The organism is Clostridia bacterium, assembly GCA_035561135.1.
Classification (GTDB): Bacteria; Acidobacteriota; Terriglobia; order Terriglobales; family Acidobacteriaceae; genus DATMYA01.
In genome coordinates this window covers 108576-128635 of the sequence record DATMYA010000057.1, presented here as the reverse complement: position 1 = coordinate 128635, position 20060 = coordinate 108576, and the positions used below count along the sequence as shown (strand labels likewise).

The 20060-nt window shown below is 54.3% G+C and carries 13 protein-coding genes, 1 tRNA gene and 1 pseudogene; 5 read left to right on the top strand and 10 right to left on the bottom strand.

All coding sequences use genetic code 11. From position 1 onward, the window contains the following. Both VN622_13280 and VN622_13275 read left to right on the top strand, forming a co-directional pair. On the top strand, positions 1-250 hold a 250-nt coding region (locus tag VN622_13280), incomplete at its 5' end, for a sigma factor-like helix-turn-helix DNA-binding protein (GenBank protein ID HWR36833.1). Positions 251-540: 290 nt separating this feature from the next. Continuing rightward, positions 541-616 (top strand) — tRNA-Lys (locus VN622_13275). Between the two features lie 12 nt (positions 617-628). On the opposite strand, the gene VN622_13270 is transcribed toward VN622_13275, so the two are convergent. The 4 genes from VN622_13270 to VN622_13255 all read right to left on the bottom strand — a co-directional run bounded on the left by VN622_13270 (position 629) and on the right by VN622_13255 (position 4772). After that, on the bottom strand, positions 629-1546 hold the full coding sequence (locus VN622_13270; protein HWR36832.1) for a tyrosine-type recombinase/integrase: 918 nt from the start codon (positions 1544-1546) through the stop codon (positions 629-631). A gap of 536 nt (positions 1547-2082) precedes the next feature. Further along, the gene (locus VN622_13265; protein ID HWR36831.1) at positions 2083-3834 is read right to left on the bottom strand and encodes a tyrosine-type recombinase/integrase; all 1752 of its coding nucleotides are present in this window, start codon (positions 3832-3834) and stop codon (positions 2083-2085) included. 187 nt (positions 3835-4021) lie between these two features. Next, positions 4022-4219: a helix-turn-helix domain-containing protein gene (locus VN622_13260; protein HWR36830.1), complete on the bottom strand. Its 198-nt coding sequence runs from the start codon at positions 4217-4219 to the stop codon at positions 4022-4024. Positions 4220-4511: 292 nt separating this feature from the next. Beyond that, positions 4512-4772: a hypothetical protein gene (locus VN622_13255; GenBank protein ID HWR36829.1), complete on the bottom strand. Its 261-nt coding sequence runs from the start codon at positions 4770-4772 to the stop codon at positions 4512-4514. Positions 4773-5065: 293 nt separating this feature from the next. Here VN622_13255 and VN622_13250 point away from each other — a divergent pair, with 293 nt between their 5' ends. Beyond that, positions 5066-7075 carry an SEC-C metal-binding domain-containing protein gene (locus VN622_13250; protein ID HWR36828.1) on the top strand — a complete coding sequence of 670 codons (2010 nt, stop codon included), beginning with the start codon at positions 5066-5068 and terminating at the stop codon, positions 7073-7075. A gap of 17 nt (positions 7076-7092) precedes the next feature. Here the strand turns inward: VN622_13250 and VN622_13245 are convergent, their stop codons facing one another. Beyond that, positions 7093-7788 carry a toll/interleukin-1 receptor domain-containing protein gene (locus VN622_13245; protein HWR36827.1) on the bottom strand — a complete coding sequence of 232 codons (696 nt, stop codon included), beginning with the start codon at positions 7786-7788 and terminating at the stop codon, positions 7093-7095. A gap of 320 nt (positions 7789-8108) precedes the next feature. Between VN622_13245 and VN622_13240 the strand changes: the two are divergent. Continuing rightward, positions 8109-8399: pseudogene (locus VN622_13240) on the top strand (hypothetical protein). 237 nt (positions 8400-8636) lie between these two features. On the opposite strand, the gene VN622_13235 reads toward VN622_13240, so the two are convergent. The 5 genes from VN622_13235 to VN622_13215 all read right to left on the bottom strand — a co-directional run bounded on the left by VN622_13235 (position 8637) and on the right by VN622_13215 (position 16815). After that, entirely contained in the window at positions 8637-8969 is a 333-nt protein-coding gene (locus VN622_13235) for a hypothetical protein (protein HWR36826.1), read from the bottom strand. A gap of 83 nt (positions 8970-9052) precedes the next feature. Next, a complete protein-coding gene (locus VN622_13230; GenBank protein HWR36825.1) occupies positions 9053-11467 on the bottom strand; it encodes a prolyl oligopeptidase family serine peptidase in 2415 nt (804 codons plus the stop codon). 258 nt (positions 11468-11725) lie between these two features. Next, positions 11726-14818, bottom strand: coding sequence for a carboxypeptidase regulatory-like domain-containing protein (locus VN622_13225; protein ID HWR36824.1), 3093 nt, complete (start codon positions 14816-14818; stop codon positions 11726-11728). Between the two features lie 118 nt (positions 14819-14936). After that, positions 14937-16151, bottom strand: a complete 1215-nt coding sequence (locus VN622_13220) for a hypothetical protein (protein HWR36823.1) — start codon at positions 16149-16151, stop codon at positions 14937-14939. After that, positions 16132-16815 carry a sigma-70 family RNA polymerase sigma factor gene (locus VN622_13215; GenBank protein HWR36822.1) on the bottom strand — a complete coding sequence of 228 codons (684 nt, stop codon included), beginning with the start codon at positions 16813-16815 and terminating at the stop codon, positions 16132-16134. Before VN622_13215 ends, VN622_13220 begins: the two co-directional genes overlap by 20 nt. Before the next feature lie 276 nt (positions 16816-17091). Between VN622_13215 and VN622_13210 the strand changes: the two genes are divergently transcribed. Continuing rightward, a complete protein-coding gene (locus VN622_13210) occupies positions 17092-19935 on the top strand; it encodes a pitrilysin family protein (protein HWR36821.1) in 2844 nt (947 codons plus the stop codon). Positions 19936-20060 lie beyond the last annotated feature (125 nt).

The window sequence follows — 20060 nt, the reverse complement described above, 5'->3', positions numbered from 1 at the left end:
TCCAGCCCACTACCGCACCGTGTTCGTTCTCCGAATGGTTGAACAACTCAGCACGGAAGACACCGCGACCGCGCTCGACCTCACACCGGACATCGTTAAGATTCGCCTGCACCGTGCCCGCGCCATGATGCGCAAGCACCTCTTCAAACGCGCAGGCCTCCGCAGCGCCGACACCTACGCGTTCCATGCCACGCGTTGCGACCGCGTTGTCGCCAACGTATTCCGTCGTATCGCGGCTTTGAGCGTTTAACGGCACAATGCGTTGAAGCCGCGTAGTGTGCTTTCGTCGCGAACCCGTACCCGACTTGATGATGTTCGCCTTGCGCCGATGACAGCTTCGGTCAATGCTGCGGCGGCGCACCTGTTAGGCTGTACAGGAGGAGACATTGACGCGCGCCGCATTGCCAGCGGCGATGAAGGTTGCAGAATGTCGAATCGCTTGCTACACTACCTCAGTACTTCTGGTCATCAGGAGCCGTACCAAGACTGTGTGTGGCCGCTTCCCGCGATCATTCCAGTCAGCCAAATAGCCCAGAACAAGGGCGCGTAGCTCAATTGGCAGAGCAACTGACTCTTAATCAGTAGGTTGAAGGTTCGATTCCTTCCGCGCTCACCATCTTTCAACAACTTACGGTCGCTGCAATCCGCTCTGCGATCCATTCATGGCCAGCCCCACAACCTTCCTGTGAGCCTGCTCCATTTCATCCGTCACAACGTCGCCATATTTCAACGTGGTTCGGATGTCGGTGTGGCGCATGAGCTTTTGTTGAACTGCAAGACCGGTGCCTACTGCATCAAGCCATGATCGGTAGGTGTGGCGGAGCGTATGAGTCCCGAACGCGCCGATGCCGGCCGCTTTCGCCGCCTTCTGGTACACGCGCCAGATCTGGTCGTAAGACCAGGGCAGCTTACCGAGCTGCGCTGGCGAAGCGAATACCCAGTCGGTCGGCGCCGGGAAATCCGTAGCTTCGTGCCACAGCTTCAGCTCACTGAGGAGTTCTTCCGCAATCGGCATCTGCTTGCCGGATTCGTCCGTCTTCACGTCATCAACGTTCTGACAAACGATCGCGCGTTCGATCTGAAGCCGACTTCCATTCCAATCGAAGTCTGCCCACTTCAGCCCCAGTGCTTCACTGATGCGAAGACCGAGCGAGACGCACAGTAGTGCGATGGTTCGAAACGGCTCTTCAAGGTGCTCGGCAAAGAGACCAAACTCCTCGACCGTTAAGCTCCTCGGCTTCTTGACCCGCTTACTACCGCCCTTGATAGACACCAGTTCCATGGGATTGCGCTGCGTCGGAACATCTCCCCGCCACATCGCGTAGTCCCATAGCAGATGCAACATGCCTCGGATGTGGACTTTGCTCTTCGGTGAAAGTGCCAGTCCAGTCAGCCAGGTTTCTACCGGCCGAGCTTGCAAATCCGTGATGATGTTCTCCTCGAACTTCGGGAGAATATGACGCCGCAGCCACACGTCGTAACTTCGACGAGTGTCGATCCTCGTCGGCATCTTCTCAATCCTGTAGCTTTCTACCAAGGATTTCACGGTCGGTGCCCCAGACTGCGTTTGTTGCTGTTTAGTGCCGTCAACGAGTTGACGGCGGTAGGGTTCTGCTGCGCGTCGAGCTGAGGCCTTCGTCGGCAGATCTGACTCGGGCCCCAGCAGCCTGGATTTCCTCGATCCGTTTTCACGCCACAGGAAATGCCAGGTTCGACTTCGCTTGTTGAATACAACACTTCCTTGTTGGTGCCGTGCTCTTTCAGTCATTCGTTCTCCCAAATGAGCACGGACGGCGGTGCTGAGTTTACCAAACGGCTTTTGCTCTCGATACCGAACACTGCGGCCATCCTTCAGCTCACGGTCGCCTGAGCACGGAGCCATTGCCCCAGCTCCGAGACCAAGAATCGCCACGTTTTGCGCGACCCAGGGCCGAGAGGATGTGCCGGTAGGACGCCCTGACGCGCCCAATGTAGGAGCGTCCTGCGGTTGATGCTCAAGAACCGAGCAGCTTCATCCGCGTCCACAAAGAATTCGGAACCGGAGGCGGGAGTAACGTTTGAACAGCTCATGTGATTTCCTCCTCATTTCCCTTCTTTGGTGGAGCGTTCGTCGAGCCACGACTCCATTGCTACTGTCGCGCTGGAGCCGTTGAAACGGCTGCCGTAGTAATTGATCGTCGTGGAAATATGCTTGTGCCAGAGCATCTTCGACAGGGTCAGATAGTCCTTCGGATGTGCCTTGAGCCACGCGAAGGCGAAGATGTCCCGAAATAGATGTGGAGTAACCCGACGCCCGCCATAGCGAATCGTCAAATCGGACACAAGGTCATCGACAAAAGTCGTGCTCATCATCCCGCCCATCGGCGCAATGAAGAGCGTGTCGAATCCCCGTCCTTTACAGAGGATTGGACGGTGCACAGACAAATACTCTTCAAGCAACCCAATGAGCGTTCGTGGCACGACGGAATGAAACGGAACTTCGGTCTTTGTCTCCTCCGGACTGAACCTTACCTGCCAGAATTCAGCCTTTGGGTTTTCAGCCTGTTCTTGACGTGCCCACTCAGGCATGTCGATTTCGCTGAATTCCTCCACGACTGCCTTGAAGAGGTTCGGCTCCGGTCCCGCGATCCTGCATTCGCGAATGTTGCGTTGTCGCCATGGAAATACAAGCAGCCACGCGATCATCAACTCTTCCATGACTAGGCGAGCGAGATGTCCCTCGCCGCGTGCCGCCTCTGATTTGCGCTTTGCATGGATCTTCGACGGAATGGATGCCAGCACATCGTACGACAAATACTTCCTGGCTTTGCGGGCTTTGACTCCTTCGTACGGTTCTATGGGAATCGTGTCGAGCAGAGCGCGAAACCAACCCAAGTCGAGCTCTTTGTGATGCGGGTGCTTTGAGACTGCCGCGAGGACAGCAGCAAGTTGCGGGACGAGTGGCCGACCCTTTATTTGCTGCTCGTTCACGCACCAGGAACTGTAGCCAGCTACGATGGGCTTCTGCAGGAGCTGCTCCAACGAGTCGATCTCGCCGAAGTTGGCGATCTTGGTTGCGTAACCGTACAGGGAACTGAAGCTCTGTTGAATGCTCTGCGCAGACACCTGACGCACCTTCGCCCGTTTCGGGCGGTCCAGCTCGAACTTCGCCGATTTCCACCGGAGGACCTCCTCGACCTGCTGTTTGAGAGGCTTTGGGAACTCCGCCAGGGGAACGCCGTACTTCTTCTTGCGAAGGAATACAAAGGGAGCGTTCTTCGTATAGCCGCAAGCAATCAGAGTGCGCCATGCCGTGTTGACCTGATACTGCGCTGTTACAAAACGCTTCCCCTGGGCAACGCTCTGCTCGATCCAGCAATTAAGATCCTCTTGGCGGACATCTTCCGGGCTCGCCTTTCGCTGCGCGAGAAACTTAATGAGTGTCAAACACTTCTTCTTCTTGCCTGCATTGACTACCGACTGCCATTCGACTGGTAGATGGGCGAACGGTTGCCAGCCGAGCTCTTCGGCTGCTTGCAGTAGCATCCGAAGATAGTTAACGTAGCTGCGAACAGATCCTTCCTTGTAGCGCAGACCTTCCAAGAAAGGTCGGAATCCTTCTCGATTCGCATGTACCAGATCAAGCGAGATCTCATCGACGGACTTCCCCAGGAAGGCGGAGATCTTTCCTGCCGTAGTACGCAGCATAGGCAACTGCGATGTTGCTTGCGTCTCAAGACAACCGAGAAGATCAGCGAGCGACTGCACTTCTGTTCGAATCGCTGCGGAATCGTCGGCATTGCGCCGAAGTCCATTTGCAATCTGCGAACCATCCTGAACAACTGCGAACGTCATATATGCATTTCCTTCGGAATGAACTTGAACTTGAACTGGTTGAATGTGCGTATAAAAGCGGAACAACTGCGCAGTCCGTACGGAGACGGCGAACCGGGCCGCAGTAAACGATTGACGGGCTGATATACCGAACCGGAGCGCATGCACGCGCATCCGATTCGGCCATCACAGCCCTTGCAGGGCCGGCTCATGCCCGCCCCTTATTGCTGGTCTTGAGAAACTCTTCGAGGTCCTGCGGGAAGAACTTCCAGCGTCCGGGGAGGTCGCGCGGCTTAAGACGGCCGGCGGTGATCCAGTTCTGGATCGCGCGGACGCACACGTCGAAGATCTGCGCGACGTCGCGGTTCGTGTACATCGGTTGAAGCGGGAGGTTCTGGAGAGCCAAGATGGCCTCCAACGTCGGGTATTTTGCTGTTGCTGAGTTCTCCACTTATTTATCCTTCTGGCCGCCGGGCACACTTCCGCGATCGCGCGCAGAGCGCGCCCTTCTGGCCGATTGAGTTGGAAACGATTGGTCGGCGGCAACGATCGAGGGCGAACCGTCTAGCGCCGTAACGCCTTCAGGTGCTGTTGCCGAACAGGTTGTTCCTGATCAGAAGATTACGGAGCGTGTGCGAAGTCCGGTATAGGGCAAACCTTGTAAGTCGTCCAAATGGTCTCCATGCCGCATTCGTCTTTCATTTCCGGCGGGCATCGGCGCCCTGGTCGCGCGATTGATTGGTCTGGTGGACCTTGCGAGCCCGGCGAAGCCAGTCTTCGGTTGCTTCGCGCAAGAACGTGGAGACGTCTTGGTCGAATTCTCGGGCCAAGGCGCTCAGTTCTTCCCACCAGGACAGCGGGATGCGGAGCGCGACCATCTTGGATGGCTCTTTCTTTGCACGTCGCAGAGACGCCGGGATGTCGTCATCATTCATCAATTTCGTTGGTTCATCGTTCATTGCATCAGTTGTCCTTTCTAGGTTGATGTTTGGTTGGTATTGGCGCATCGCGAGGGCGCGGAGCCTGCGCAAAGGAAAACCCCGGCCAGCGATGTCCGGGGCTTTGACTGCATTGTTAGGGAGATCACTCCCTATTAGGCTTAGAATGAATCAGCTCTCAAATGCGCGACGAATCGTTGATTTTCCGGGATCTATCTACCCTTTGCACCTCGCGAGGGTACGTTCACGCTTTGGCTTATCTTTGCTTTCGAGACAGCGTCATCATGTATGCCGATGAGATGGGCTCCGCGGACATGGAACGTCTATTCTCGCCGGACCATCTGATTCGCACGGAGACTTCGACATTGATCGGCCTGATGGTGCAGCAGGAGATCGACTGGTCATTGCCCGATTCCGGAACCGTTCAGCACTACATCGACGAAACTGAGAAGCTGCTTAAGGAATTCCATCAGAGCATGCTGCAGCCTGCATTTGAGGATTTGCGGGCCGTAATTGAATCGGGAGAAAAGACGAACCCTTTTGAGAAGGGCTTACACCTTCGCGAGCCGATCTTTTATGGCGGTGAGTCCGCTTATTCCTTCCAGTTCCGTGACCTCTCCGTACCTAAGTACCAAGCTGATAATCCATGGCTTGAGAGGCACAAAGGCTTCACGATTGAGACTGCTCGCGATGTAGTGCATGCCATCATCCAGTCTCAGAACAACAAGTTCACTGATATTGTTGATAATCTTGCGCAGCGCCGCCCGGAGCAGTGGACGTTCTTACCCTGCCATCTTTTCAGTACCGACGAGATCGCAAAGACTCTCCGCGTAGATTTCAGCGTCGTCGAGAGAGTCATAAACGCCTTCTTGCTCCCGGCCAGCAATCGAAACGTGGCGTTTCGCGCGATCCATGACTTCAACGTGGTTTCTGCACTACCCATTATTCCTGTCGGCGATGGTCGTTTGCTTCTACTCGAGCAATACACCCTACAACAATCGCTCTACGAGTCGCCGTTTTACTGGATGTGCGATGACCGAGACTACCGCGACACCGCGTTGAGGAATAGAGGCAGATTTGTCGAAGCCTTCTCGCAGGCGCGGCTCGAGTCAGTGCTTGGAAAAGGAGCTGTGTTCTCGAACGTCAGAATCCCCGAAGCCAAGGGAAAAGATGCGGGTGAGATCGACACACTAGTCCTATTCGCGGATCGTGCCATCGTAGTGCAGGCGAAGGCAAAGCGCCTGACCTTGGAAGCGCGAAAAGGCAATGACAACCTGATCCGCGACGACTTCAAGAAGAGTGTTCAGGACTCGTATGACCAGGCGTTTGCCTGTGCCGAGATGCTTGCCGGTGGGGAGCGAACATTCCTTGCAAGTGATGGCAACAAGATAGAAGTCCCGCGAAAGCTCAAGAAGATATATCTTCTCTGCGCCGTCTCGGACCATTATCCGGCGCTGAGCTTTCAAGCATGGCAGTTCCTGAAGCACGAACCAAATCCCATTATCCAGCCTCCGTTCGTGCTCGACATCTTTACATTGGACACGATGGCGGAGATGCTCGACACTCCCCTCTACTTCCTGAGCTATATCGACAGACGGGCCAACTACCAGGAGAAAGTCCTCGCCGGCCACGAACTGACTATCTTGTCTTACCACCTCAAACGGAACCTCTGGTTTGATAAGAAACTCGATCTAATTCAACTTGGCGATGATCTGACCGCAGATCTAGATGTTGCGATGATGGTCAGACGGGAAGCAGCTTCCGGCAAGCGTACGCCAGATGGGATATTGACCCGGATCAAAGGCACCAGAGTGGGAGAGATCCTTAAGGCAATTGAATCCAGGCCCAATCCCGGAACGATCAATCTTGGCTTTGCTCTCCTCTGCGTAGCCGAGGAGGCGGTTGTCAACATAAGTACCGCCATCGACAGAATGGCCAGGCAATCGGCGCTCGACGGGCGCCACCACGATCTCACAGTGCCAATGGGGGAAAGCGGTGAGGGGCTCACCGTGCATTGCAATATGGACCCCATCGACGTTGCAGGTCCGAAGCTTGAAAGGCACTGCCTGTTGCGCAAGTACAAAGCCCAGGCGGTTCGCTGGCATGGTATCAGCATCGCGCCGGACGCGTCACTACGATTTGGTCTAGAGCTTGATTTTGCGTGGCAGAAAGATAAGAGAATGGATCAGATCGTTAGCGCATATCCAAGAACCGGTTCGCACATTAGTTTGAAAGCACCCGACGGTCGCGGACAAAAGATCGGCCGAAATGACCCCTGTCCCTGCGGGAGCGGACGAAAGTTCAAGAAGTGCTGTTTGCTTTGATGGCCACCCGCAAACAGCTAAACGGCGACCAACTCGGCGAGCTTAGACGCGACGATTGCCATCGGATTTTCCGCAGTACTCAGGCCGCTCCGCGATGCAAGCATGGGGCTAACGTCACGGAGAGCTTCGTAGGTTGTGCCGTGCACGACGGGAACGAGCTGGTCACGCGCTAGGAGCACCGATAACTCTTTGTCCGCGATACTCTCGCCTTGGAGACGGAGCAGCAGCGCAGGGGTGACCAGCACGATACCGACTCGCGACTTCGCCAATCCTTTGTCAATTTCGCGGAGCAATTGTGTGCCTAGGCGGACATCCACCTCGCTGAACCAGACCGAGACACCGCGTGACTGGAGTTGATCGTACAGGTCCTTAGCCGCCCCTGCCCGGTCATCCCACGCATGGCAGAGAAAGAAGTCCCTACGTTCAGGCACGAGCACAAGCTTTTCGACGGTTTCGCGGATAGGCGTGAGTGCGCTCACTTCGGCGGGCGTGTACAACACGGTCGAACCAGGTCGCGACCATCTCGCCCTTATTCTGCCGCCGGACCCTCCGCTGCTACTCCCCGACGAAGAGTAGGACGGGGACGAGTAGGAACTGTAGCTGGTGTAGCTCGTGTAGCCGCCGTAGCGGCCATAGCGGCCACCGCATGCAGGGCAGGCCGCTGCACCGCTTGCCGTGCGATGGCCGTATGTGGGTGCTGTGCATCTAGCCATGTTGCTGATGATATCGGATACTCTCGCCGCTCTCAATCTCGACGTATTCATCATCCGCAATCCATCTGCAATCCATTCCGCATAACCTGTGCCGCTTTTCGTGTACTTTCGTTGCCGTCCGTGCTCTGCAAGTACTTAAAACTACGAGTGAGCGCGGATTCGATTCCTTCCGCGCTCACCATCCTTAAGAAAATAAAAATAAGCAAAATAGCCGTACTCCAGCACTTCATCAGAGTAGCTTAACCGCCGACTCGTGTCAGCGCTGTGACAGCAACAGAACAGGATTAGGCTCTTATATCCCTCAACCTCCCGGCTGCGTCTGGGGAAATGACGATCCTCTATTCCCTGCTACGCGCATTGCGCTGGGAGCGACTCGCCAGTTTGAATCATCAGGTCTGGAACGGGAGCACTGGAGTACAGCATCGCCCATTCGCACGATTTTCCGCGAAGCCTTCGCCAAGGCTGGATTGGGCAGACGGCGAACACAGCCCAGGACAAGCTGCCGTATTTCAATCCGCACAGCTTTAGGAACACGCTTGTCCGACTCGGCCAGGATGTCTGCACTTCGGCCCGAACAGTTCAAGGCGTGGAGCCAAAACCTCGGGCACGAGCTACGCTTTTGGTGTTGAGCGAACAAACGGCGGAGGAGCACATCATAAAGTCCTCTGCCAGCGGCAGGAAAAGGATCTTCATCGAAGTTTTGCCCGGCGGCGGCCATCGCCTCGAGATCATCGGCTTGGCATGGCTCTTGGCTTGACGCGCCGCCGTGGTACCATCCTGTCGCCCTCGCGAGATTCTTGCGACCACATCCTCAGCAGACATTGGGGAACGCCGGGTCAGCAATTCGATCAATTGGAACGCATGGGAGTCAGTGGGTAGTCCGCCGATCTCCACACCATCACCCAATCTTTTCCGATCTGAGTATCGACAATGAGCCGTGCTTCGTCCGGCGCGATATGAACGGCTGGTACGGACCGTTCGAGCCCACATGCATAGAGCGCTTCGAGATTGAGCCAGCGACGTGTTGGAACAGCCGATTCAAGCATCACGCTTGCCAACTCGCGACGATCCGCTTGAACTACTGGAAAGAGAATTACAGGGTGAGCGCCACCTGCACGCGCTCGTACCTTTTCACCAACACCTGTAAGCCGCACCGCCGTTTCCGGCGGCTTGAGCTGCAACGAACCTTTGGATTATGCGACAGGAGAGGATATCAAGCACTTGCAGGCTGGATCTCGCCTTGCGCGCCGCACATACGTACTCCTCAAAAGTTTTTGGACGACTTCAGAACAGGAGAACTGGAACCTGGCTTCAGGAATTCGTCAAACCAAGAAAACACGCGCTGCCACATGTCGCGAATATTAGCGGGCGATTCAATCGTGTGCCCCTCACCCCAATACCGAACAAATCTAGCTCGTTTGTTTAGGCGGTACATCCCAGAGAAGAATTCTTCCCCTTGCCCTATAGAAACATAATCCATGTCTCCTTGAATGATCATCAGTGGCGTTTGGACCCGATCAAGGAAGAATACTGGGCTGTTTCGGAGATATCGCCAAAGATTGTCCCAAGGGTGGGTTCCCATCCGTGTTTGCTGGGTCTCCGACATCAACTCCATGAACAGATTTTCATGAGGTCTTTCCGAGTACCGATCCCGGGCTTCAAATTGAGAATATAGGCTAAACAGGTCAGAATACCCAGCAAGCGTGATAGCGGCTTTGAATCGCGTCGTCTGGGTGACTAATGCATATGTGCTGTACCCTCCATAGCTCTGTCCCATAACCCCGAGTCGCTCTGGGTCAGCTATGCCCAGCTCTACAACTTTATCTACCGCCGGAAGTACCCCCTTGGGAATGTCCATGAACGGATCACTTCCTTGACCTGTGGGCTGTAATGGCATGCTCGGAATCAGGACGGCATACCCATGGGAGGTGAGTAGGTTGAGATTGAGGGACGTAGGACTGCTCTTGCTCCAGCCCTTGATGCTCCTTTGGATACTACCGGCGTATACCCATGCAATCAGTGGATATTTCTCTCCCTTTTTATAGCCAACTGGCAGGAGCAGCAAGGCCTTTGAATCTTGCCCGTCGTTCGCGCGATATTCAATCAACAGGCGCTCTGAATTCGCAATGTCCTTCAGGTGCTCGTTGAGTGCCATACGCCGCTCGAATTGCTTACCGCCGCTATCTGCTGTCCAGACGAATGAACCTTCCGACTCTTCTGCCTTGAACACCGCAATGTCATTAAGCAAGCTGTACTGCAAAAGGGTGGCTTCCGTACTCGGGCGCACAAACGAAGTAGCTCTCCCGGATGGATTACTGAGATCCACGCGGTAGAACTCATTGGAACCGGCGACTACAACAATATCTTTAACTATGTTGCATCGTAGGTATTGTTCATCTGGCCACGCGATTGTTTTCACATCACCGAGGCTGGGAACTGCGTCCCTTGGTCCTGTTTGAAGGTCAATTACCCACAGTTTCCCTGAGGCGATGCCACTCACTGTGTTGAAATCGCTCGTCGCAAACAAGCTTGTGGGCACAGTCTTCATGATAGATGTGATGTTACGGGGCGCAATTGCATTACCCGTATTGAACAACCACCAATCAAACCTGCTCTCTTCATTTTCAGCGTGAATTGGGGAAGCACGTAGGACGAGTTGACCGTTGCCAGTCCAGCTGAGGTCGGACACTGTCAGTCCTGGTGTTGACAATTTCTGCGACTCGCCAGTCCCAGCTGTGACAAGAAAGGGCGTTCCAGCATCCACCTCAGTAGGACTGCTCTTGCCAATCACGCCAAACGTCTTGCCATCAGGCGACCAAGAATGCGGGTTGGTTTCATGGAAGTTGGGAAATATCGGGTCGTAGACGCCGTCAATCCAACGGAACTGAGGCGTGGGCCTAAATTCCACAATGCCCAGACGCGATCGCCTCTGATAGACCCTTTTGAGCAACCGCTTCGGATCGGGGAGCATAGATCCAGCTTCCGCAATAACAGCTGCACGCCCACCCTGCGGTGACGGGATGATGTTGGAGAACGTGCCGTCAGCGAGCTTCCTCGCGATGCCAGTAGTGACATCCAGCAACAGAAGCTTGCCTCCTGAAACTCTCTGGATTGGGGTGTCGATGCCACTCTCTAAGACGCTCGCAGTCGCATCTATTCCTTTCGGGGCCTTAGGCCATTCACGTAATGCAATCCTGGGTGTCCGCAGGTCCGCCTCAAAGGAGGGGTCAAGCTCTCCTTTCGCCAGAACCGGACATAAGATCTCAGTGTTACTAACCCAAACAACGGCGTTATACGATCCGTAGCCTAAAGCGCCTGCTTCGAGTTGCACTCCTTCTTCAGTCAAGCGTTTGAGTTTGCCCGAATCCTTTTCCCACACATACAGTCGCGCATTGTCTCCGCCCTTCGTGGACATCAATGCGATCTTCTTGCTGTCGGGGGACCACACCGGGTTCCAGTAACCGGTACCATCAACTTTTCCGTTTGTTACATTTTGAGGTTCGCCACCCCTTCGGGGGATGAGCCAAATGTCTGCATGGTCATTTTCCCAAAGGTAGTCTTTCTTGTAGGTTTCGGCCTTGGTCCGGGCACGTTTGACGACCACGGCAATCCACTCACCGTTCGGAGATACAACCGCGTTGCCAAACTGCTCTATTGTGAACAGGTCATCGACTGTCATCGGCCTTTGAGTTTGGGAGCAAACCGGTAGCCTAAGAAAGAGAACGAAAAGTCCGAGGAAAACTGACACAACTCTGCTGCTTAATGTCATCACAAGCCCTCGCTAGACAGCTTTTGAACATGAACCGTCGATGGAAAATTTCAAACTTGGATTGCTGGCTTGGAACGCGGCTCTCCCGCGGCGGCGGTGGTCACTTGATGGGGAATCAGGTGGAGTGCACCTGGTTCCCCATCAGGCCTTAGTGCCTGAGCCTGACAATCAGAACTGCAGCTTTAAAGCCAACTGAATGGATCGGGGCCCACCAATCTGATACAGAGGACTAAAGCCCCCGTTGATTCCACCTGCACCGAGGCTTGCTGCTAGTGTTTGTGTCGAACGTCCGAACAGGCCACTCGTGAGGCTCGTTCTAGGATCAGCAAAGTTCGGATGGTTGAATAGATTGAAGAAGTCGGAGCGGAATTGCAGCTTCACTCTTTCATTAATTGCAAACTGCCGTCGAAGTGTGAAGTCAATCTGATTGGCCGCAAAACCTCTAACCCCATTCCTCCCTAGGTTTCCTTGCCTACCAGCGGGTGGTGTGGTAAACGCTGCCTTATTAAGGCGCCATCCACCAGGAGCACTCGGATCGGAAATCTTGAAGGGGACACCCGGTACGACGTCCGGGCGGATGTTCTCATACCCTCCTCCCATCATTGCGAAACTTCTGGCAACGATGTTGATCGGCGGAGCTGAGCGCGCCTGGAGTATGGTGTCTATCGACCAACTTCCAAGTAATCCGCGCAACAAGGGATTTTGAGACCAACTCGGGATGTCATAACTGACTGCGCCACTGAATGTGTGTTTTACGTCGAAATTCGACGGCCCCCGGGCCCGCGAAGAGAAGTCAAGCGCGTCGTCGGAAGCGTCGTCCAAGGCCTTGGCCCAAGTATAGGAGGCTAACACTTGGAGCCCCCGACTCATTCGCCTGTTGTACTGTAACTGGAGGGCGTTGTAGTCGGATGTGGCCCCATTTCGGATTGCCCAGACAGACATGAAGTCCGGATTCGGCATGACTATGTACTGGAACTTCAAAAGGCGGCGTCCAACTGAACCTACATATCCGGCGGTAATTCCCTGATTAGTCCCAAGCGACTGTTCAAAGGTGACATTCCACTGCATGCTGCGTGGCAGTTCCAAATCTGGATCGTTCACGCCCATGAAGTTGATTGGAGGATCGGTTGACAATGATGGCGGTGCCGCGACCGCATCCGACAACGGGAACGTCGAGGGGCCGACGGATATTTCCGTTAGGTACGGAAAGAGCATCGCCAAGTCGGTACGCGAGCTACCCAAATCGTAAAACAAACCAACTCCGCCTCGGATTGCGTTCTGCCATTTGTTCGACTTGGAAAGACGGTAAGACACGCCAAAGCGGGGGGCTATATTCCCATATTTAGTTTTGTATAGCGGGGTCCCGGCAGGCGCCAACTTCATTGTTGCTGGATCCGCAAGACCGTTCACCGTGTAGAGCGGCTTTCCGTCACCAATGGGAGGCGGATTAATCTCCCACCGCACTCCATAGGTAAACGTCAAGTTCGAAGCGGCCTGCCAAGTGTCCTGCGCAAAAGCGGAGTAGTTGCTATAGATCAGACCGAAAGGATCGCTACGGTCGATATAGGAAAACGAAGTCACTCCATTGACTGCCGTAGCGAAATCATCGAAGTATGTACTCTGACTGTACTTGCGAGGTCCGAAGAAGGGCATCAGCCGGCGGTAGTCAAACCCAAATTTCAGTTGGTGTGAGCCGACCGTCGCACTGAGTGTGTCGATGATATTGAATTGACGTGTCCTATTCAGTACATTCGCGCCAGTTTGCCATGCGCTCCCAGAGCTGAGGAAATAGACATTCATCGATCCCTCTGCCGGCGAAGTGAAGGTCGGGTAAATAAGGCTGGCCGAAATTGGCACGGCACCACCGAAGGTATCCGCAAAGATTGCACTACCCGCGCTTGACTTGCTCCAATTGAAGCGTAGATCGTTTGTCATTGCCGACGACACTTTGGACGTTGCACCTAGGGTCAAGGTGTGAGTTCGATAGGTGGTCGGCATACTTGTACTTAAAGTGAGGCCAGATGATCCGCGACTGGTCTGGTCCGACTTTGAATAGTTGTAGCGCCCAAAAAGCGTGACTTGACTGCTCGGCGTGTAGTCCAGCCGGAGGCTAGTTGCATCTAAATTTGATGGTTCCGAATAACTGCCGGTGAACTCCGCTGCCCCTCCGCCTAGTTCGGCTCCGTTCGGCATTGGGAATGCATTAAACAAATCCTTGATTACTCCCCCAGCTGCCGCGCGGACTTGGGCCGAAGGTACCTGGATTGTTTTCGATTTTGGTTGCCGTAATCGTAGACTTTCGTGTGAGAAGAAGAAAAAGGCTTTATCACGCACAAGCGGGCCGCCCAGCGTGCCGCCAAAATCATTTTGTCGCAATGCTGGCTTCTTGCCTTCAGACGCTTTCGCGAACCAGTCCCTTGCATCCAGAACGTCATTCCGGAAGAACTCAAACAAACTTCCATGGAATTCACTGGTCCCAGAGCGCGTGACCATCGAGATTTGCGCGCCGGGTACACGACCGAATTCCGGAGCGACGTTTGAAGTCTGAATTCGAAATTCCTGCAGGGCATCAATAGATGCTAATGAACTTGTGCCACCGCTCGCTCCTACAGCTGCCTGAGTACCTGCCGCTGACTGGCCGAGCGACATTCCTGCGCTGACACCAACATTTGCGGCAACTCCATCCACCATGAAGTAATTTGAATCAGTGCGCTGACCATTGACACTGAACTGACCCTGAGAATTAAAGTCGGTTTTTGCCAGCACCACACCCGGGGTGAGCTGGAATAGGGTGTTGACGCTCCGCCCATTAAGTGGCATGTTCTGAACGAATCGTGAGTCAACAACGGTCGCTACGGAGGAGGTAGTCTCCACTAATTGCGCTTCGGCAGTCACAGTAATCGACTCCGAAGCGGCTCCAATGTCCAAAGTGAAGTTCCGGCTTACCACGTCCTGAACATTTAAGATCAAGTTAGTAACCGCAACCTGCTTGAAGCCCTGCTTCATTACGGTCATGCGATAGCGGCCAGGTTTGATAGAGGAGGCGACGTAAATCCCGGCGGCATTCGTGACCATCGCGGTCTTGACATTCGTGTCGGAGTTTGTGAGTTGCACCTGGACACCGGAGATAACTGCTCCGCTCCTGTCCATGACGGTACCGGACAGGGTCGCAGTTTCTGTTTGCGCACAGGCAACGCCAGCCAATGCGAGCAGGAGAACAATATAAGTAGCGTATCGCACAGATACCGGAACATCCTTCATACAGAACATCCCCCTTAACCGAGTATCCAACGAAAATCCGGAGATCTGCCCACTGCCTCGAAAATAAAAATGCCGGGCGGAAATCTCGCTCGGCAACACCATTTGTTTAGCTACCTTATTATGGATGATTCGCGGCGGTCCCGAGGAACGCACTGAGCAGAGGTTTACCACTTGGCCGAACATTCGACTTCTCATTCGGCTCAGTAGTTACGAAGACGGAATCGATTGAGGCCAGGATCTTAGTATCCGTTGTAGTGAATACCCAGCGCTTCTGAACGTGATCATCCTTGGCTAAGGCACCAAGGCTCTTGATGCGTTGCGGTGCGCCGTCGCGCTTGCCCCATACATAAAATGTGGTTTTACCGTTATCGGATTGCTTGCCGCTGAGATCGTACGCATAAAAGATGAGAGACTTACCTTCTGTATAGAACATGCGGCCGAACGCTGGGCTGGTCTTGCCCCTGGTATCTGTGTCGTAGACGTCAATGATATGAAGATTGCGGGCCGCAATAAGATCCCGTATCTCGCGGCCACCCAGCGATAAGACTTGGCGCTCGCGTTCGAAAGTGGCTGCCTGGTCCGCCAGTTTCTTGTTCAGGCTTTGGATCTCGCTTTGTTGCAGAAGGGCTATGGCGCTAGCGGTGTCCTGCTTAAACCGCAGCTCGGCCAATTGCGTTTCCGCCCCGAGCTGAATGGTACGCGCCGCATCGAGTTGCTGTTTGACTTTGTTGACAACCTGAGCCGCGTTGGCATTGCTCTGCTCTAACGCCGTAGCCTTGCGCTCCTGCGCGAGCAATTCCTGCTGTAAGCGGGCATGCGTGAGGCGCGCTTCCGCGAGTTGCTGCATAAGTTCTGACTGAGAAGCCCCCGGCGCGCTCGGCACAGGGGAGAGCACTGGAACCTCAACCCTTACCATTTGCACGGATGACACAGGTTTCGAGCCCAGCCAATCCTCAAAGAAAAGTCCCGTACCGATGCAGAACATGAGACTGCCGACGACGAGAAAACTCCAACCCCGCCGAACAGGCCAAGTTGATGTGGTGCTCAGCTCTGGCGAGGATGGCGTCCTTGCTTTACGAGTAAAATGCGCTCCTTCCTTGGTCAGGGCCCTCAATATTGCATCGCGACCACGGAGGTCCGCATCGCGACCGCGGTAGATTACAAATCCCGGACGTTCCGGCAACCACTGAGCATGAATTTCCGCCATGTCGGCGAAAGTACCGCGGCAGCTGACGCACTCCTCAAGGTGCGCTTTTAGAGCCTGTGAATCCTCAGTACTGATATTTCCCGCCGATGCTGCCACGCACAATTCTTCAAATTCTTCGTGGTTCAAGACTTGCCACCTCCACTCTGAGCTCGGCCTTTTCCGACGACTTTACGGAATCCTCTGCGCCCTGAGTGCCGATAAATTCTCTCATTTTCACTAAGCCGCGATAATAATGATGTCGCACAGCCGCTAGCGTTTCGCCCGCTTTTGCTGCAGCCTCTTCTATTGTGAGGCCCTGGAAGTAGATGAGTTCAATCGCCTCTTGTTGTTGCTCGTTAAGTGAACTTAGCGCACGCCGGACGACATGCCCGGCTTCATCGCTCGATAGCCCCTGGATACGTAGAGAACTGCCGGCCAAGTGAAATGGATCAACCTCTGCTAACCCTTCGTTCGTGTAAAAATGGCGTTGCTCAAGATAGCGCCGTTGGTTGATGCTGCGGCTGTAAGTGAATTGCAATAGCCACGTCTTAAGTGTCCCGCGCGCAGAATCAAATTGTGCCGCCTTCCTGTAAATCTCTACGAAGATTGATTGGGTTACGTCATCCGCCTCGCATTCATTCTTAACGATTCGTAATGCGATGCTGAAGACTAGACGCCTGTAGCGGTCAACAATCACAGCGAGCGCATCGTCATTACCGGCTGTCAGTTGCGCGAGCAGGTCGGAATCACCGGCCTTCTGAAGGTCGTCCCAAGACAACTTGGGCGAACCGGGATCGCACAGCAGTGACATGCTCAACTCCGACTACTCAGGATAGCGACATAGTACCTCGCTACTTTGCGAGCACAACTCAATTCGGTGAATTAAAGCCACAAATATTTACGGCTGTCGGTGGGATTCATTCGCCATTTCGGTTGGAACTGTTTATGAAACGAAAAAAGATTGTGGCTCCGTAGAGGGTTGCGGTTCGGGAGCCCCTCCGATACGCTTGCTGCCGTTCAAATTTGTAATCTATTTCAACACTCGAGTTCGCATAGCGAGAGAACTCAAATTCACGTGGAGCACTTAATGAGCAGTCATCGAGTGGCGTTTGCAACAAGTGCGCTGTTTGTAGCGTTGTTCAGCGGTGTAGCCCTTCACGCACAGGCTGGTTCTGCTCGTACCAAGGAACCAGTGTCCGCAACCAACACACAGACTCAATGGCCGAAGCTTAAGTGTGAAAAGTATAAGCTGACGAATGGTTTGGAGGTGATCCTTTCCGAAGATCATCGCCTGCCGCTGGTAGCGGTAAACGTGTGGTACCACGTTGGACCGGCTAACGAGCGTGCGGGACGCACAGGATTCGCACACCTGTTCGAGCACATGATGTTCCAAGGATCACGGAACGTCGGCGAAAAAGCTCATATTCGCTTCCTGGAAGCCGCCGGCGCAAGCGACATCAACGGTACGACGGAATTCGACCGCACCAATTACTTCGAAACCTTACCGTCCAATCAACTTGAGCTGGCCCTCTGGTTGGAGAGCGACCGAATGGGGTTCCTATTGCCGACCCTTGATGCGGCTAAGCTGGAAAACCAACGCGATGTCGTCCGAAATGAGCGGCGCGAAAGTGTAGAGAATCGCCCGTACGGCCTCGCCGAGGAGGTCGTATTCCAGGAATTGTTTCCGAAAGGACATCCTTACCACGCCGCCGTGATAGGGTCTCACGCTGATATCGAAGCCGCAAGACTCGATGATGTTCGCGAATTCTTCAGGCAGTACTACGCACCAAACAATACGAGTGTTGCCATAGTTGGCGATTTCAATCCTGTTCAGGCAAAGGCCTTGGTCGAGAAATACTTCGGTCCTCTTCCTTCTGGCCCACCTGTACCAATGCTTGCAGCCACAACTGCGACCGTCACGAAAGAACGTCGATCAACTGTAACGGACACGATCGAGCTTCCTAAGGTTTACATTGCGTGGATCACAGATCCGATCTTCAAGCCTGGAGACGCAGACGCCGATTTGCTTGCCAAGATACTCGGAGGCGGGAAGTCCAGCCGTCTCTATGAGCGGCTCGTGTATGACAAGCAGATTGCGCAGGATGTACAGGCTTACCACTACTCTCTGGTGCTCGGTGGTGTATTTTGGATTGAAGCGACAGCGAAACCGGGCATTAAGCCCGATGAACTCGAGGCGGAAATCAACGCGGAATTAGAGGCTGTCAAGAGAGACGGCGTTACCGCGGATGAACTGACACGAGCCCGGAACTTAATCCAGTCAAACATTATCCGCCGCTTACAGACTCTCGGTGGTTTCGGCGGAGTCGCCGACCGTCTTAATCGGTACAACCACTTCCTCGGAAAGCCTGAGTATTTGCAGGAGGACCTCGCGCGATACGAGAAAGTGACCACGAGCTCTGTGCATGACATGTTGAGGGTAAAATTAGGCGCAAACCAGCACGTGGTCGTGTTTGCCGTCAACGGACCCAAGAAAGTCGATGATGTGCCGAAGTCGGCCGCGGATAAGGCAATTCCTAAGATTACAGATGTGAACATCCCCGATCAGGAGTGGCGCCGCATACCACCGCCCGCAGGGCCGGCATCGAAGATCGTGCTGCCAATTCCTATTCAGTTCAAGCTCAACAATGGCCTGACGGTGCTTTTTTCGGAACAGCACAACTTGCCAATCGTTTCAGCAAGACTGGTTTCGTTGTCCGGCAGCGATGTGAATCCGGCCAATCGGCCAGGGCTATCGTCGTTCACCACTGACATGCTCGACGAAGGTACGGCGAGTCGATCGACGCTGAAACTCGCCAACGATTTGGCCCAGATTGGAGCAACGCTGGCGACAGAAGCCAGCAGCGACGATTCGAGCTTGATAATCAGTTCGCTAAAGCGCAACGTGAGCGAGGCTTTTGATGTACTGTCGGACGTTGCATTGCACCCCGCCTTCGACCCTAAAGAAATAGAACGTGTTCGAAAACAGCGGATCGCAACTCTTACTCAGATGAACGATGAACCTGGAGACGTTGCCGACCGCGTGTTCAGCCGTGTCGTCTACGGGGACAAGCACCCATACGGTTACCTTGAGATCGGAACTGAGGAGGGAAACAAGTCCATCACTCGTGACGAATTGATCGGATTCTGGAAAACTGGTTACGTTCCCTCGAACTCAGCTCTTGTAGTTGCGGGCGATATGACCTTTTCTGAGGTGAAATCGCTAGCGGAGAAATATCTGGGGCAATGGCAAGGAACGGGTAAATACGAGGGCCCACCTGCATTTTCCAGCAAGACTAGGCGTACCGTTTTTGTGGTTGACAAGCCCGACTCGCCACAGACGCAATTGCGCATTGGCACGGTGGGAGTCTCGCACAGCAGTCCCGACTACGTCGGTCTGCGCGTGATGAACATGGCTCTTGGCGGTGCCTTCTCAAGCCGAATCAACATGAACCTTCGCGAGAAACATGGATATTCCTACGGCGCTTTCTCGCGTTTCGTATTCAGGCGAGGATCTGGTCCGTTCGTCATCAACACAGGTGTGCGTGGCGACACGACAGGCGATTCCGTTCGCGAGATCTTCAATGAAATTGAAGAGATCAGGAAGTCACCGTTCAGCGAGGCTGAATTGACGCTGGCCAAGGCTGCGTTAGCACGTTCGCTTCCGGCACTGTTCGAAACCACTGAACAGACGACACGCGCCACTTCTCGACTGTTCGATTACGAACTTCCGCTGGATTTCTATCGTGCATTGCCAGGGAAAGTCGACAGGGTAGACGCCGCCGAGTTGCAAGAGCTTGCAGTTAAGTATCTTGTCCCGGAGAACCTGATTGTTGTAGCGGTTGGGGACCAATCAAAAATCGAACAACAGCTCAGTAAACTAGAGCTTGGCGTAGTCACGGTTCTAAATTCGCAGGGGGTGGCAGCCAAGTAATGGTCCCCCGGCAGTTGGCAGCCCGATTGGCAGCGGAACGGGATGGCGAAGGAATGGCGCGGAGAGGCGCGCGGGACCAGCGTTGAAATGCATGAACGGACGCCGAGGACTGTAGTCTAGTTATT

Coding starts and splice junctions, on each gene's coding strand:
- VN622_13265 (HWR36831.1), bottom strand. CDS start 3,834: ATGACGTTCGCAGTTGTTCAGGATGGTTCGCAGATTGCAAATGGACTT.
- VN622_13255 (HWR36829.1), bottom strand. CDS start 4,772: ATGAACGATGAACCAACGAAATTGATGAATGATGACGACATCCCGGCG.
- VN622_13250 (HWR36828.1), top strand. CDS start 5,066: ATGGAACGTCTATTCTCGCCGGACCATCTGATTCGCACGGAGACTTCG.
- VN622_13245 (HWR36827.1), bottom strand. CDS start 7,788: ATGGCTAGATGCACAGCACCCACATACGGCCATCGCACGGCAAGCGGT.
- VN622_13230 (HWR36825.1), bottom strand. CDS start 11,467: ATGACAGTCGATGACCTGTTCACAATAGAGCAGTTTGGCAACGCGGTT.
- VN622_13225 (HWR36824.1), bottom strand. CDS start 14,818: ATGAAGGATGTTCCGGTATCTGTGCGATACGCTACTTATATTGTTCTC.
- VN622_13215 (HWR36822.1), bottom strand. CDS start 16,815: ATGTCACTGCTGTGCGATCCCGGTTCGCCCAAGTTGTCTTGGGACGAC.
- VN622_13210 (HWR36821.1), top strand. CDS start 17,092: ATGAGCAGTCATCGAGTGGCGTTTGCAACAAGTGCGCTGTTTGTAGCG.